Annotated in this window: 14 protein-coding genes; 7 read left to right on the top strand and 7 right to left on the bottom strand. The window is 51.3% G+C overall.

The window, feature by feature from the left end; all coding sequences use genetic code 11:
* Positions 1 to 146 precede the first annotated feature (146 nt).
* The 4 genes from J2I46_RS00780 to J2I46_RS00795 form a co-directional block, all read right to left on the bottom strand.
* Entirely contained in the window at positions 147 to 1,049 is a 903-nt protein-coding gene (locus J2I46_RS00780) for a fasciclin domain-containing protein (RefSeq protein WP_207327018.1), read from the bottom strand.
* 317 nt (positions 1,050 to 1,366) lie between these two features.
* On the bottom strand, positions 1,367 to 1,885 hold the full coding sequence (locus J2I46_RS00785) for a Rad52/Rad22 family DNA repair protein (RefSeq protein ID WP_207327019.1): 519 nt from the start codon (positions 1,883 to 1,885) through the stop codon (positions 1,367 to 1,369).
* Between the two features lie 95 nt (positions 1,886 to 1,980).
* On the bottom strand, positions 1,981 to 4,323 hold the full coding sequence (locus tag J2I46_RS00790; RefSeq protein WP_207327020.1) for a glycoside hydrolase family 20 protein: 2,343 nt from the start codon (positions 4,321 to 4,323) through the stop codon (positions 1,981 to 1,983).
* An 84-nt stretch (positions 4,324 to 4,407) separates the two neighbouring features.
* On the bottom strand, positions 4,408 to 5,655 hold the full coding sequence (locus tag J2I46_RS00795; protein WP_207327021.1) for an NAD(P)/FAD-dependent oxidoreductase: 1,248 nt from the start codon (positions 5,653 to 5,655) through the stop codon (positions 4,408 to 4,410).
* A 283-nt stretch (positions 5,656 to 5,938) separates the two neighbouring features.
* On the opposite strand from J2I46_RS00795, the gene J2I46_RS00800 reads away from it, so the two are divergent.
* The 7 genes from J2I46_RS00800 to J2I46_RS00830 all read left to right on the top strand — a co-directional run bounded on the left by J2I46_RS00800 (position 5,939) and on the right by J2I46_RS00830 (position 11,812).
* Positions 5,939 to 6,529 carry an anthranilate synthase component II gene (locus tag J2I46_RS00800; RefSeq protein WP_207327022.1) on the top strand — a complete coding sequence of 197 codons (591 nt, stop codon included), beginning with the start codon at positions 5,939 to 5,941 and terminating at the stop codon, positions 6,527 to 6,529.
* Positions 6,526 to 7,305, top strand: a complete 780-nt coding sequence (locus J2I46_RS00805) for an alpha/beta fold hydrolase (RefSeq protein ID WP_207327023.1) — start codon at positions 6,526 to 6,528, stop codon at positions 7,303 to 7,305. Before J2I46_RS00800 ends, J2I46_RS00805 begins: the two co-directional genes overlap by 4 nt.
* 134 nt (positions 7,306 to 7,439) lie before the next feature.
* On the top strand, positions 7,440 to 8,108 hold the full coding sequence (locus tag J2I46_RS00810; protein WP_207327024.1) for a CBS domain-containing protein: 669 nt from the start codon (positions 7,440 to 7,442) through the stop codon (positions 8,106 to 8,108).
* 101 nt (positions 8,109 to 8,209) lie between these two features.
* Positions 8,210 to 9,085, top strand: a complete 876-nt coding sequence (locus J2I46_RS00815) for an NAD kinase (protein WP_207327025.1) — start codon at positions 8,210 to 8,212, stop codon at positions 9,083 to 9,085.
* A gap of 144 nt (positions 9,086 to 9,229) precedes the next feature.
* Complete coding sequence (locus J2I46_RS00820) at positions 9,230 to 10,246, top strand: DUF6089 family protein (RefSeq protein ID WP_207327026.1); 1,017 nt, start codon at positions 9,230 to 9,232, stop codon at positions 10,244 to 10,246.
* Positions 10,247 to 10,249: 3 nt separating this feature from the next.
* A complete protein-coding gene (gene porG / locus J2I46_RS00825) occupies positions 10,250 to 10,936 on the top strand; it encodes a type IX secretion system protein PorG (protein WP_310588972.1) in 687 nt (228 codons plus the stop codon).
* Positions 10,937 to 11,029: 93 nt separating this feature from the next.
* Complete coding sequence (locus J2I46_RS00830) at positions 11,030 to 11,812, top strand: M23 family metallopeptidase (RefSeq protein ID WP_207327027.1); 783 nt, start codon at positions 11,030 to 11,032, stop codon at positions 11,810 to 11,812.
* A gap of 105 nt (positions 11,813 to 11,917) precedes the next feature.
* Here the strand turns inward: J2I46_RS00830 and J2I46_RS00835 are convergent, their stop codons facing one another.
* The 3 genes from J2I46_RS00835 to J2I46_RS00845 form a co-directional block, all read right to left on the bottom strand.
* Positions 11,918 to 12,121 carry a hypothetical protein gene (locus J2I46_RS00835; protein WP_207327028.1) on the bottom strand — a complete coding sequence of 68 codons (204 nt, stop codon included), beginning with the start codon at positions 12,119 to 12,121 and terminating at the stop codon, positions 11,918 to 11,920.
* Between the two features lie 28 nt (positions 12,122 to 12,149).
* Complete coding sequence (locus J2I46_RS00840; protein ID WP_207327029.1) at positions 12,150 to 13,643, bottom strand: CCA tRNA nucleotidyltransferase; 1,494 nt, start codon at positions 13,641 to 13,643, stop codon at positions 12,150 to 12,152.
* Positions 13,644 to 13,726: 83 nt separating this feature from the next.
* Complete coding sequence (locus J2I46_RS00845; protein ID WP_207327030.1) at positions 13,727 to 14,251, bottom strand: L-threonylcarbamoyladenylate synthase; 525 nt, start codon at positions 14,249 to 14,251, stop codon at positions 13,727 to 13,729.
* Positions 14,252 to 14,254 lie beyond the last annotated feature (3 nt).

Raw genomic sequence — 14,254 nt, forward strand, 5'->3', positions numbered from 1 at the left:
TACTTAACAACAGGTGACCCCTACTTTTGATTCCTGGAGTACACCCATCCAGCCACGGAAAAGCCCCGGTCTGGCCCGCATGTTACGAAAGGCAACAACGCAGGGCCAGACCGGGGCTATCCAGGTTAACGGTAGGTGTAAGGTCTTCAGGGCGGTGGTATCAGCACCCGATCAATGCGGTGAATAACCGCGTTTGTTGATAGAATATCGGGTCGTACTACCGTAGCTGCCGTTGTCGTGTCGCCCAGAGCGGTGATCGAAACTGAACTGCCCGATACGTTCATCCGAATGGTTGAACCCAGCACCGTTTTGGGGGTTTGGCCATTAATGAACTGATTCGAGAAATAGCGGCCAGGCAGTAGATGATAATTCAGCAATCGTTGCAACGCCGCAGGGTTCGCTCCGGCAATGGCCGATGGTGTGTAGCCAGAGGCAATGAATGCTTCATTGGTAGGCGCAAAAATCGTTGCCGCAGTGGTTGACTGAAGCACGGTCAGTAAACCAGCTCCGGCCCGCTGCACTGCCGCTGCCAGCAGGCTGAAATTTTGAGGGTCGCTGAGGATCGTGCTGATGGCGTCTGCGTTTGGCGGCGACAGTACCGCGCTGACCACATGCATCACCCCGTTGTCTGCTGCCACGTCGGAGGTAGTCACCAGATGACCGTTGGCCGACAGATAGTTGTTCACTTTACTGATATACACCATGCCGTTTGCGGGCAGCAGCGTTTGTAAGCCTACTGTCTGCCCGCCCTGAATAGCGGAAGCAGGAACGCTTTTGTCAATGACATGGTACTGAACAAGAGCCGTTACCGCTGCAACTGGAAGCTGGTTGATAGCTGCCACGTCAGCATACCCCGCTGCTCTGAATGCATCATCGGTGGGGGCGAAAACGGTGTATGTGCCAGTACGAAGCATATCTGTCATGCCTGCCCGCTGCACGGCAGCCCGCAGGAAAGTAAAACTGTTGTTGACTACCAGAATGTCTGTAATCGTATGCGTAACTGCTACTGGCGTATCTACGTGTTTACACGAGGAAAACAGTGTACTCATCAGTATCAATAAACTGCATATCCGTATCGGCCAGCGTTGAGCTTGTATTTGCCAATAACCAAGTGAAACAAGTAGCCTTGGCGCTGCCACGTTTGCAGATATATACAATTCAACTGTCGAACGAGAAGTTTTGTTTAATGTTTGCATGTAAATCTTAAACAAAATTGATGTCGCTAACGCAGATCAAGGTTGTGGGAGATGGTGAATAAGCGTCAAAAAGCCGGATGATTATGCCTGACTGGCAAAATCGACCGGCTTTTTGATACTGAACTTAAGCTAGTAGCAACTTATTGTGTGATTGTTCACATACAGTCACTTTACGCCTTTTGATACGAAGCGCGGAGGGTAACGATATCGCCACCTTTGTAGCTTCCATCATTTATTTTTTTTACGAGCATTTCCAGTTGTGGATGCGCCCAATCTGGAATGAATTTGTCGGGCGTATCGATGAACACGCGAGGGTACGTATATAAATCTCGTCCCAGCCCAAACTGAACAGCGCACCGTTTCATAGCGTCAGAGATACCACCTTTCACCGGTTCAATATCAGTGCGACTGGCACCGTCTGTTTTCGACAGGATTTGAACGGGTGTGGTATGGGTTGCGGGGATGGTAACGGTGATCTTACACAGGAAACCACCCTGGATTTCGGTGATCTCGTTTTGCCAGCCGAACCAGCCAAACTGCCTGTCGAAACGGTCCATCACACAACGGTTTGTGATGTAGGGGACCACAATCAACTTGCCGGTTTTGGTCTGCATCTGAACGCGCCATTCAATTTCATCGGGTTGAATAGGCTGGGTTAATTTATCTAACGTATTTGCTGTTTGTTCCATGATTTTAAAACAAAAAAACGCGCAGTTTCATTCAGGAAAATTGGTCATTTCCAAGCCTGAAAGGTCTTTTATCCCTATATTATACTAGACTTTGATTAGTCAACAATCACCTCGTCGACGGCCAGCGAGGCGGGTTTGCCTGAGCGTTCATTTTCCTTGCTTTCAGGTACGTTGCCATAGTTTTTGATCGTTATCCGAACGTACCTGGCGCGGGCTGTTTTAAAATCTGCTACCACAGGTACAATGCGCCACGGCCCTTCCAGCGGCTCGTCGATAGGCTGGGCAATGGCATCCTTGAATGAATCGCCCTCTTTCGACAGGGCCACCTCAACCGACTTGGGCGGCATGATACCAAACATCACCTTTTTTAGGAAAGAGGCTGTCACTTTAGTTACCGGTTTTACCTCGCCTAGGTCAATGGTGAGTGCAATGTCATTGCCCCCGGATACCTGCACCCACGGACGGTCGTCGCGGGGGCTGGCAGCAACCTGGCCATCGGTCAGGCGTTTGCGACCTTCATCGGCAGCTTCCGCTTTAGGCGTTGTATACGTATACGGTTTCCCTTTTGCGCGGTGTATGTAGAACGTCTCGGCGTAGGGTTTATCGTTGGCCGGAACAGTCGCGGCTTTAATGGTTGTGGTCTTGGTGAGTGTGATCGGAGCGATATACTCCGTTGATGCCGCTGAGGCGTCGCTGCCGTTGGTCGTAAAGTAGATTTTGCCGTCGGAATCTAGCTTGCTGAGACGTACCTGCAACTGACCTTCGCCAGTGAACTGTGTCTCCGACCGCACATCGAGCAGGCGTTTGGCGTAGTTGACAGTCAATCGGTCCAGGCGTTTCAGGTGGTTTTTCAGCCTGGACGCAAAATCTTCAAAGTTGCGTGGCCCGGCGGGTATCCAGCCAATCTCGGCCAGGGCTATCGCTCGCGGGAAAGCCATGTATTCTACCTCGTCAGGGGTATGAATATATTCTGTCCAGATATTTCCCTGGATGCCCATAATGTACTTCTGCTGGTCGGGCGTTAGCTCGGTCGGTGTCGGTTCATAGGTATACACCTTTTCGATGGGCAGGTAGCCGCCAATCGACAGGGGCTCGGTGCTCGGGTCTGCCTGATATTTGTCGAGGTAACAGAACGTACCTGGCGTCATGATCACGTTGTGTTTCTGCTTGGCCGCTTCAATACCGCCCGCAATACCCCGCCAGCTCATGACGGTAGCGTTGGGGGCCAGGCCCCCCTCCAGAATCTCGTCCCAGCCAATGATGGCCCGCCCTTTGCTGGTCACAAACTTCTCAACCCGACGAATGACATAGCTCTGCAGCTCATCTTCGTTCTTCAGCTTCAGTTTTTTGATCAGGTCCTGACAGAACGCACTTTGCTTCCAGGCGTCTTTGGGGCATTCATCGCCGCCAATGTGAATGTATTTGCCGGGAAAGAGCGCCATCACTTCAGTCAGTACGTCCTGAAAAAACGTGAACGTCTTCTCACTTGGGCAATACACGTCGCGAATAACACCCCAACGCGTACCCACTTCGTAGCCTTTGGCCGGGTCGCATCCGAGTTCCGGGTAAGCGGCCAGTGCAGCCAGGCCATGACCCGGCAGTTCAATTTCAGGAACGATCGTTACGTGGCGGACGGCAGCATACTTGACAATGTCTTTAATCTGATCCTGCGTGTAGAATCCGCTGTGTGGTTTACCATCATATTGCTGCGGGTAATTTTCGGCGTAATGGCCAACAAGTGTCTGCTTCCGGGTCGATCCAACCTGCGTTAATTTGGGATATTTCTTAATCTCGATCCGCCAGCCCTGATCATCGGTCAGGTGCCAGTGAAAGGTGTTCATTTTGTGAATGGCCAGCAGGTCGATGAATTTCTTCACGAAAGCCGCAGGCATAAAATGCCGGCCAACGTCGAGCATCAATCCCCGGTGGGCGTATCGCGGCCGATCGAGCAAATCACAGGCGGGCATCGACCAATTGGCCGACTCAACACGGGTTGACCCGTACACATCGGCTGGTAGTAACTGCATCAGCGTCTGCACGGCGTAGTAATAACCTTTGGGCGTTTCGGCACCAACGCGCACTCCCTCAGGAGTTACCCGAAGGGTGTAGCCTTCGGGGCCGCAACGGCCAGCGGTATGCTTCTCGAAAACGATGTTTTTCCCTTTTGCCAGGGCTGGCGTTGAAGCTGTCACGGCAATAGGTAACCCGCTGGTCAGTTTTAGCTGACTGGCCAGAAGCTGGGCGGCGGCCGTTTGGGCAGGGTCTTTTGCTGCCGTCAGAATACGCGTACTGGCAGCCAAGGCAAAGCGCCCCGGTAATCCGGTAAAACGGGCAGGGAACGGGATTAAATTGTATTCATTATCAGTTGTTTGTGCAAAAGAAGCTGTTTCAGGAAGCAGACAGCAAATGAACAGGAGAGCAACGAAAAAACGGGGCATGGACCGAAGTGAAAGGTGGATGAAATAAGCTGATAAAAGAAAAACGTTCTGTGAGTTACGTCAAACATCCGGCGTCACTACATATCAAAGCATCTCTGCGACCAGGCGGCCTGTTTGCATGGCTGCATTCAGCGATGGATATGCCGTTTGGTCGCCGCATTGGTAGAGGTCATCCGCCAGTTTAAGGGGGCGTACGGGCACATCCGGCCCGTAGGAGGGGAGCGCCTCGGGAATATGATCGGTTCGCAGGTGTCGCCATTCCTGAACCGATTCGCCAAACCAGCCAGTCAGTTCGGTACGTATGCGCTTTGTTAGTGCTTCTTCATCGACCTGAACAAGGCCCTGGGTACTTACCGAAATCAATAGCTGGTCGGCTGGCGCATAGGCCGGAGCCACATCGCTCAGTATGGCAAGGTTATGGACTGCTGAAGAACGCCTGGTGTTCAACATCAGTAACTTGTCGGCTTTCAGACTGTGGGGCCGATTGGCCGCAGGTGCCGAAAAATAGGTGCATGTCGTATGATTGAACCGGGTAAGGGCAGGTAACTCTTTACCCAGCAACCTGGCGGCAGCACGTGCATCAACGGCGAGGACAACGGCCTCGGCCTGAATTTGTTCGCCAGACGCCAGGTGTACCGTTCTGCCGTAAATTCGGTCGACCGGTGTGTTTAGCCGGAGCGCCTCATTGGGTAACCGGCTGGCTAGCTGCCTGGGAATTTCGCCGATTCCCAGTGCAGGAATGGCGGCGTCGCCCAGGAAAAAGTTTTTGAAACAGAACTCGAAAAAATTACTCGATGTGGTGAGGTCGTCTTCCAGAAAAACACCCCCGAAAAAAGGCCGAAAAAAGCGCTCAATGATCTGCTCCGAAAAGCCCTTGCTCCGCAGGTACGTTGCCGTAGTGGTGGCCGACTGATTGAATAGTTCGGTAGTCGACAACGCGTTTACGTGTCGGATCAGGTCAGCAATCAGGAGTTTATCAGACAACGTACCTACTGACGAAAACAAGGTTTTAAAGACACTCATCGGTTCGCTGAATGGATTGACTAAGGTCATCCAGTTCGTACCCGCCGAATCCTCGTGGTGGATGGCTGCGCCAGACCGAAACGGTTTAAGATCCAGCGCGGTGTAGTTCAGCATCCGTTGTGCCTCAGGGTAGGCGGTGAGCAGGATCTGAAAGCCTCTGTCGAGCCGGAAGTCACCAACAACATCGGTACGAACCCGACCGCCGGGTACGTCCTGGGCGTCGAGCAGTAGCACGGCACGGCCTTTCTGGTGCAGGTAGTTGGCGCAGGTCAGGCCAGCCATTCCGGCGCCGATAATCACTATAGGCATAGATTATGTAGACTAGATGGGAAGCCTTTCGACAAATAAAAGCGTTCTTCAACATACATGCACAGTGAAATTTGCTGTAGTTCGGAATACGATCGGCCTGCGGGTCGTTTATAACAGATAGTCAACCCCGCAGAGGGGAATAAGTACGGTATGATTTTTTAGTGAAAAATTGCATTTAATCTGGTTAATAAAAAAATAACGTGTTGATAATCAAGTTATTAAATTTTATAGTTTGACAATTATTCTTAGAAGTGCCTATTTTGCCAATACTTTTCCTTCGCTAATGCGATTATTGCTGCTCGATAATTTCGATTCCTTCACGTATACGCTCGTCGACTATCTTCAACAGGCGGGGGCAGACTGCGTGGTTCGTCGGAACAACGTATTGCTCGAAACGCTGATTGGGGATGCGTATGATGCCGTGGTTTTATCTCCCGGGCCGGGTACACCCACTGAGGCGGGTTGTTTAATGGATGTCGTTCACCACTATCATAACCGGTTACCGATGTTGGGCGTCTGTTTAGGGCAACAGGCCATTGGCCAGTATTTTGGTGCATCGCTCGTCAGAAGTGCCAAACCAATGCATGGTAAAGTTTCAACCATTCAGGTCGATACGAATGATGCGTTATTTCAGGGGGTAGCCTCGCAGATTCGGGTGACGCGCTATCATTCGCTGACACTTACAAACTTGCCAGCCGAGTTGCTTGTTACGGCTGTGAGTAACGAAGATGGCGTGAACGAGATAATGGCCATTCGGCATCGGGAGTATCCAGTATGGGGCGTGCAGTTCCATCCGGAAGCCGTCTTAACGGAATCCGGATTATCAATGCTCCGCAACTTTATTCAATCAACAAAACCAGTATCCACCCTATGAATGCGACCATACATCAGGAAGGCGAATTTCGCTACATCGACGAAGGGCAGGGCGACTGCCTGCTCTTGTTGCATGGGCTGTTTGGTGCGCTCAGTAACTGGGACGATGTAATCAATACATTTTCGCCCAACTACCGGGTTATCATTCCAGTGCTGCCCATCTACGACATGCCCATGCGGGAGGCGAGTTTAGATGGATTGGTATCGTTTGTTGAGCGTTTTGTGGCGTTCCGTAACCTGTCAGATCTAACGCTGCTTGGCAATTCACTGGGTGGGCACGTTGGTTTGCTCTATACGTTCAAACACCCGGAAGAAGTAAAACGCCTGGTGTTGACCGGTAGTTCTGGCCTCTTCGAGAACGGAATGGGAGGGTCATTCCCTAAGCGAGGAAGTTATGATTTCGTGGCTGAGCGCGTTGCCTACACGTTTTACGACCCAACCGTGGCCACGAAGGAGCTGATCGACGAAGTGTTTGAGGTAACCAGCAGCATTCCCAAGTGTCTGAATATCGTTCAGATAGCCAAGTCGGCGCAACGCACCAACATTGCTAAAGAGCTTTACCGGATTAAAGTGCCCACCCTACTCGTTTGGGGCCTGAACGATACGATTACGCCGCCGCATGTAGCGCATGAGTTCGACCGGCTCATCGAGGATACAGAACTCCATTTTATCGATAAGTGCTGCCACGCCCCGATGATGGAGAACCCTGCCCGCTTTAATGCCTTGTTGAGCCAGTGGCTGGAGAAACATCCAATTGGGTCAATTATCAGTTATTAATAAACAGGGATCAGTGTTCCGAAATGAACGTACCTGATCAACACTGATTCCCGTTTATTGATAACTGTTCATAGATCGCTGAAACTATCGAAAATTCTTCTTAGTTTTCAGTCGACACTCATTTTACCGTTCGTATGCTAGCTGTTGAACTTATCGACCCTATGATTCCCGCGCTCAAGCCGGCAGACTCTGTTGCAGAAGCCCTGGACTGGATGCAGGAACACCACCTGACCCAATTGGCAGTGGTCGACAATAGCCAGTATCTTGGTGTTGTGAGTGAGGATTTACTGTTGAACATCCCCGACGATGAACGTCCGATCAGCGAGGTCATGCGGTTGGCCGAAGCTGTTTATGCGACCGAAAATCAGCACCTTCTTGAACTGATTGCGCTGGCAACAGAGCACCGGCTCGATGTGCTGGCCATCCTGAACGCTGATAATGAATTTATGGGCTCTGTAGGGACTACAGACCTGTTGCGTCAGTTTTCTCGGGAACTCGGCATTCAGGAATCGGGTGCCATTCTGGTGCTTGCCTTAGACGAACACGACTATTCAATGGCCGAGATCAGCCGGTTGATCGAAACGAATAACGTTAAAATTATCAGCAGCTATTATAGCAGCCCGGCATACGGACTTACTGATCAGGCGCGGCTAACCCTCAAACTGAATCGGCGTGACATCACGGCCGTAGTATCAACGCTGGAGCGGTTCGGCTACACCATTGATGCGGCCTATGCCAGCGCCCCGATTGATAGCCTGGATCAGGAACGCCTGAATGCGCTTATGCGCTTTTTGAATACATAACTGAGTTGTAGTTGCACCTGCACGCTGGCCCACGCGTTTCCAACCCGGATACCCAAACGTAGCCTACAACCTGCCATGTGTAACATACAACTTATTCCTTCATGAAAATTGCCATTCACGGACGTACCTTTCAGGAAGCAGCGCGGCCTTTTGTTCAGTCAATGTTCGATACATTGGCAGCTCGGGGAGCCGAAGTTCAGTTGTCTGAAACGTACCGTCAATTTCTGGAATCGGCTGGCATTACGCATAATAGTCAGCTCACGTATCACACACCACAGGAGATTTTCGACGCCGACTTCGCGTTTAGCCTGGGTGGTGACGGCACATTACTCGATGTGGTCTCGCACGTTGGGCCCCGCGAAATTCCAATCGTAGGCATCAACATCGGTCGATTAGGGTTTCTGGCAACCGTATCGCCCGGAGGCATTCAGTTCATGCTCCATGCGCTGATCCATAAAAAATACACGATCGACGAGCGCTCGCTGGTCAGTGTACAGGCCGATACCGATATATTTGATGGTATCCCATTTGGGTTGAACGATTTCACGATCACACGTACCCAGAGCTCGTCCATGATCACCGTACATACGTACCTGGACGGAGAATTCCTGAATTCGTACTGGGCAGACGGGATCATCGTTTGTACGCCCAGCGGATCAACCGGTTATTCGCTGAGTTGCGGCGGGCCGGTTTTACTGCCGCAAACGAATAATTTCATTATCACGCCAATCAGCCCGCACAATCTGAATGTGCGGCCGATGGTGATCATGGACTCGTGTAAGCTGTCATTTGAAGTAGAAAGTCGCAGTGGCAACTTTCTGGTTGCACTGGATTCGCGCTCGAAGACGGTGGATGTGGCTACGAAACTTCATGTTCAGCGTGAACGGTTTTCGGCACGTTTGGTGAAGTTAAGTGACGACAATTTTCTGAATACACTCCGAAGTAAACTAAATTGGGGCTTCGATGTGCGAAACTGACAATCGTTAGAAAAACAGTAAGCAGGCCAATATTTTAAACGTAAGCCCGTTTTGAGAACATAACACCGGCGCAGGCATCCGTTCATCCGGAGCGGGCTGGTGATGGAGTGACAGGCTAACCGATTTAATTTCGTAATCAATTCCATGACTTATAGACCCATTTTTACGCTGGGGATTCTGTCGGCTTTGCTGGTAGGCGGAAGCAGACACGAGGGGTACGCGCAGAGTCGATCGAATCCCCAATTTTTACCCTACTCTAAAGTAGGTTTCGGGTTAGGTACCTCAACCTATTTTGGTGATCTTGCTGGGTACAGTCGGCCATTAAAGTCGCTTTTCACATTGCCACGCTGGAATGTTGGAGTTATGTACGGGCGTCAGTTCACGCCGCGCATAGGGGTTCGCGCTTCCTTCACCTGGGCACGGATCACTGGCGATGACTACACCTATTCGAAAAGTGATCCGCTGACGTATTCGCCGCAATTTGTCAGAAACCTGCATTTCAGGAACGATCTGAAAGAGTTTGCCCTGATTGGTACCTACGATTTTATTCCGGGTGGTAGAACGCCCAGAGACCGTCCGAAACTAACACCGTATGCCTTGCTGGGAGTTGCCCTGGTTGCGCATAACCCGAAAGCGCTGACCGGCCGTGCAGCTGAGGGGCAACCCGACAGTACACAACGGTGGGTAGCCCTGCAACCGCTGGGAACAGAAGGACAAGGGCAACCTGGCTACGCTAAACCCTACTCGCTGGTAACCATTTCAGTGCCTATTGGCATTGGCGTACGGTATAAATTAAGCGAGTATCTAGATCTGGCAGCTGAAATACGGATGACGCCTACCTTCTCAGATTATCTGGACGATGTGGGCGGTAATTATCCGAACCCAGCTGATTTGGCAACCCCATTGGCCCGGGCGTTTTCAAACCGGGGCTTTACCATAGATGCAAACGGAAATGCAACCATAAAAGAACTGTATGCAGCCCGAACTGGTGAAAGCCGACAGGCTGGTCTCAATCAGCTGACAGCTGCGGGTATCAATCCGGATGAATTTTTACAACGGGGGGGCGGAAGCCGCATACCGCTTAAAGACTCGTATCTGTTAACCAGTTTCCAGATACACTATATTATTCCGGCAAAAATCAAGTGTCCTCCGATCCGCTAACCTGTGTCTAGACAAGTAAAAGGTATAATGGCCCGGCTCCTGGTAGTCGGGCTTTTTCTGACCCCGGTGCTGGGGTTTAGTCAGTTGATCGAGGTAGGTGGCGCATTTGGAGGCATGCTCTATACGGGAGATGTTGCGCCCGTGCTTAATCCGAAGTTTGTACGGCCGGGCGGCGGTCTGTTCTTCAGGTACAATCCTACCCGCTCGTTTGCGGCAAGGGCTCAAGTATCGCTCGGTCGAATTATCGGCACCGATAGTATTACCAATGATGCCTATCAACTGGCACGTGGGGCTGCTTTTAGAAATACGATACGGGAGGTGGCACTGCTGGGCGAATATAAATTTCGAAACTACACGCCCCTTCGCAACGTAAAGAACTGGACCCCTTACGTTTTCGGCGGGTTGGCTGTTTTTTCGCATGGCTTACGACAGCCTGGCGACAAACCCGTTCAGATAGCATTCCCGTTAGGGGTTGGCGTGAAATACGAAATTGCCCGCCCCTGGAGTATTGGCCTGGAGTACACTACTCGGTTTACGACGACGGATAATCTGGATGGTTTAGGAACACCACCCGCCGGAGCCCCTAAATTGAACCAGAGTGACCCGGACCGAAAAGACCATTACACCATGGTTTTCCTGACGGTGAGCTACACGTTCTATCGGGTTTTTTGCCCACCTGGCAGTAATTGAAAACGGGTGGTGCCGTAGTCGCCTGACGACTATTCGTTATTTTTGGCAAAAAGATTCCCTGTTTTGCTGACAATTTCTACCCCTGCCTCCATTTTGCGACGATTTATTGGCTTTCTGATTGCTTTGCTTGTGGGCGGGCTGAACATCGCCTCGTCGCAGGTACCCCTTTCAGAAAATCCCGAGCCGACACCTTATCAGTACTGTCAGCGATTCAACACATTATACATTCAGATTCGGGAAGAGACCATCCTGCCAGACTCGGCCAGAGCCGCCTTTAGCCGGATCATGCTTGGCCTGCGTGAGCGCTTTCGAACAAACGTAGATTTTCCCACCGATACCACGTCGGAAGAAGGACGCGATCGGACGGCCATGTGGTTTCCACTGAAAGGTTACTCAACAAGTGCCATTGGCGGCACACACGGCGAAGGCTACCGGGGCACTGGATTTGACCTCTTTGATTATAATGTTCGGGGTAGCCACCCGGCGCAGGATATTTTCATTCGCGATCAGAACCAGGACTCAGTAGATGACCGAAACGGCAAACCCGTTGATGTGCTGTCGATGTCTGATGGACTGGTTATTGCCGTTGAAACCGGCTGGACGCCCGCCCAGGAATACCGCGGCGGAAACTGGATATGGGTGTATGACCCCGTCCGTAACGGGCTTTTCTATTACGCCCATAACAACGTTGTCAACGTGGCAATGGGCGATTGGGTACGTGCCGGACAGAAGATATCCGAAGTAGGTCGCACGGGGCTAAACGCGTACAAAGCCCGGTCTCCAACACATTTGCACCTTATGTACCTGCAACTTCAGCCAACTGGGTTGCCGCTGCCTCAAAATACCTACGCCTGGCTGCTGACAGCAAAGCGGTAAAGGAGTTAAAAATTAAGAGTTAAAAGTCAAGAGTTGCCTCGCTAGCTTACAGGCTTATAGTTAGCGAAACAACTCTTGACTTTTAACTCTTATTTTTTAACTCCTCTATGAGTTGTTGATCAGATTGATACCGGCTCCGAAAAAGATTAGCCCTACCAGAAATGGGGCGGCAGCGGCTCCACGCGTCACTTCAAGGCCCAATGTAGGCTTGCCGTTTGACAGGAACGCCACACAGGCAAACAGAATCACGGCGGCTCCCAGAATTGTCAGGCCCGCTCCGAATGAACGACGAAAGTTATTTTTTTCCATAGTGGTTGCAAGAAACAAACAAATAAGATTACTCTGTATCCGCTGAGGGAGCTTCGGGTTCAGGTACGTGTCTTGCTACGACAAATCCGCGCTTTTCCCCTTCAGCAATCATAAACGGATAAGCAACATCGTACCGGTTGGGAATCAGACCCTCCAGTATCGCTTCACGAACGGCAACCTTTATGTCGCCGACTTCTTTGGAGGGCTTCAGATCAAACGTTTCCATGATCAGTTCGCCCGTAATGATGGGCTGAAAATTTCGCAACTGGTCACGTTCTTCCAGATCGTGTAATTTTTTTTCTACCTGATCGAACCGACTCAAGTGCTTCTGTACCTTTTCGTGGTTTTTCGAGGTAATGTCCGCCCGGCATAGGGTTAAAAGCAACTCCAGATCGGGTCCAGCTTCAAAAAGCAACCTGCGCAGGGCCGAATCTGTAATGGTTTCTTTGACCAGCGGAATGGGGCGCATGTGAAGCCGAACCAATTTCTGAACCTGCTTCATATGCTCGTTGAGCGGCAATTTCAACCGCCTGAACAAGGTTGGAACAAGCCGTGCGCCTACTTCTTCGTGACCATGGAAGGTCCAGCCAACGCGTTTATCGAAGCGCTTGGTATGTGTTTTGGCTATATCGTGTAAAATGGCCGACCAGCGTAACCAAAGGTCGTTACTCATCCGCGCCACATTATCGAGGACCTGAAGCGTGTGGAAAAAATTGTCTTTATGTCCTTTCCCATCCACCGTTTCAACGCCTTTCAGCGCCACGAGTTCAGGCAGAATCAGGTCGAGCAACCCCGCGTGGTAGAGCAGTTTAAAGCCGTAAGACGGGGTAGGGGCCAGGATGATCTTGTTTAGCTCGTCGATAATCCGCTCCATCGAGACAATCCCCAGTCGGTCTTTCATCCGAATGATGCCATCGAAGGTATCCGGGTCAATATCAAAATTGAGTTGCGTTGCAAACCGAATGGCCCGCATCATGCGCAGTGGATCGTCGGAAAACGTCAGATCGGGCGCCAGTGGCGTGCGGATCAATCGGCGTTTCAGATCGGTTAGACCGTCAAAGGGGTCAATTACATCGCCGTATGCCGCGCCAGGTACGTTGCCGATTGCACCCGCCTGGTTCAGTCTAATGCTCATGGCATTGATTGTCAGATCACGACGGTTCTGGTCGTCGGCCAGCGTGCCATCTTCCACGATCGGCTTACGCGAATCGGACCGGTACGATTCTTTACGGGCACCCACGAACTCAACATCAACGTACCCATCTACCGGGTCATCCATTCGCAACATAGCCGTTCCGAAGTTTTGATACACGGCAACATTGACACCGGCAGCCTTACCTACCGCTTCTGCCAGGGCGATACCGCTGCCAATGCAGACAACGTCGATATCTTTCGAGGGGCGCTTCAACACCAGATCCCGAACGTACCCACCCACCACATAGGCTGGGATGTTCAGCGTCTGAGCTGCCTCGGCAATGCGCGCGAAAACAGGCTTACTAGTAAGAAAATCAGCGAAATTCATTGATACAGAGTCGTATATAGGCAAGTGCTAAGTCGCGATACTGATTTCGTGGCGCTTTTCCTGTACTACCTACGACTTAACAGTTATTTCCTGAGGAATTCAATTTCGCCGCCCATACCCAGCCGCAGGATCCGGGGCTTGCGGAAGTTACGCGAGGCCTCACCGATTGTATGAGTCACCACTTTACGGGCTGCATCGGGAAGCGCAAAACTCTCGAATGGAAGGGTTAGTACCGCTTTACCGAAGCCACCCAGCAGAAACTGCACATCTTCATTCAGTGATTTTCGGATGGCAATCTCAGTTTCGCCCACGCCGGCAACCACGTTTTTGCCTTTCTGAAACAGTACAGTCAGCGGTATATCCGTGAATTCGACAAGATCAAAAGCAACGTCGGGCATTTTCTGAACATACATCACCACCTGGTCGGTATTTCTGGCCAGAACAGTCAGGTCATACGGATTTTTGGTGGCAGCTTTCAGGGCAATCAATTGCTGCACAGCGGCTTCGTTCAGCGGATCGGCGGCTACCGACCAACCCGTTTCGTCGGCTATGCCGAGGAGTTGCCCCTGCCGGAGCGCATGAATCAGTTCGCGATTATTGGGTATCATAAG

Source organism: Fibrella forsythiae (assembly GCF_017353175.1).
Lineage (GTDB): Bacteria > Bacteroidota > Bacteroidia > Cytophagales > Spirosomataceae > Fibrella > Fibrella forsythiae.

Bases quoted from the DNA above. Each gene is read 5' to 3' on its own strand.
- J2I46_RS00780 (WP_207327018.1), bottom strand. From the start codon at position 1,049: ATGAGTACACTGTTTTCCTCGTGTAAACACGTAGATACGCCAGTAGCA.
- J2I46_RS00785 (WP_207327019.1), bottom strand. From the start codon at position 1,885: ATGGAACAAACAGCAAATACGTTAGATAAATTAACCCAGCCTATTCAA.
- J2I46_RS00790 (WP_207327020.1), bottom strand. From the start codon at position 4,323: ATGCCCCGTTTTTTCGTTGCTCTCCTGTTCATTTGCTGTCTGCTTCCT.
- J2I46_RS00795 (WP_207327021.1), bottom strand. From the start codon at position 5,655: ATGCCTATAGTGATTATCGGCGCCGGAATGGCTGGCCTGACCTGCGCC.
- J2I46_RS00800 (WP_207327022.1), top strand. From the start codon at position 5,939: ATGCGATTATTGCTGCTCGATAATTTCGATTCCTTCACGTATACGCTC.
- J2I46_RS00805 (WP_207327023.1), top strand. From the start codon at position 6,526: ATGAATGCGACCATACATCAGGAAGGCGAATTTCGCTACATCGACGAA.
- J2I46_RS00810 (WP_207327024.1), top strand. From the start codon at position 7,440: ATGCTAGCTGTTGAACTTATCGACCCTATGATTCCCGCGCTCAAGCCG.
- J2I46_RS00815 (WP_207327025.1), top strand. From the start codon at position 8,210: ATGAAAATTGCCATTCACGGACGTACCTTTCAGGAAGCAGCGCGGCCT.
- J2I46_RS00820 (WP_207327026.1), top strand. From the start codon at position 9,230: ATGACTTATAGACCCATTTTTACGCTGGGGATTCTGTCGGCTTTGCTG.
- J2I46_RS00835 (WP_207327028.1), bottom strand. From the start codon at position 12,121: ATGGAAAAAAATAACTTTCGTCGTTCATTCGGAGCGGGCCTGACAATT.
- J2I46_RS00840 (WP_207327029.1), bottom strand. From the start codon at position 13,643: ATGAATTTCGCTGATTTTCTTACTAGTAAGCCTGTTTTCGCGCGCATT.
- J2I46_RS00845 (WP_207327030.1), bottom strand. From the start codon at position 14,251: ATGATACCCAATAATCGCGAACTGATTCATGCGCTCCGGCAGGGGCAA.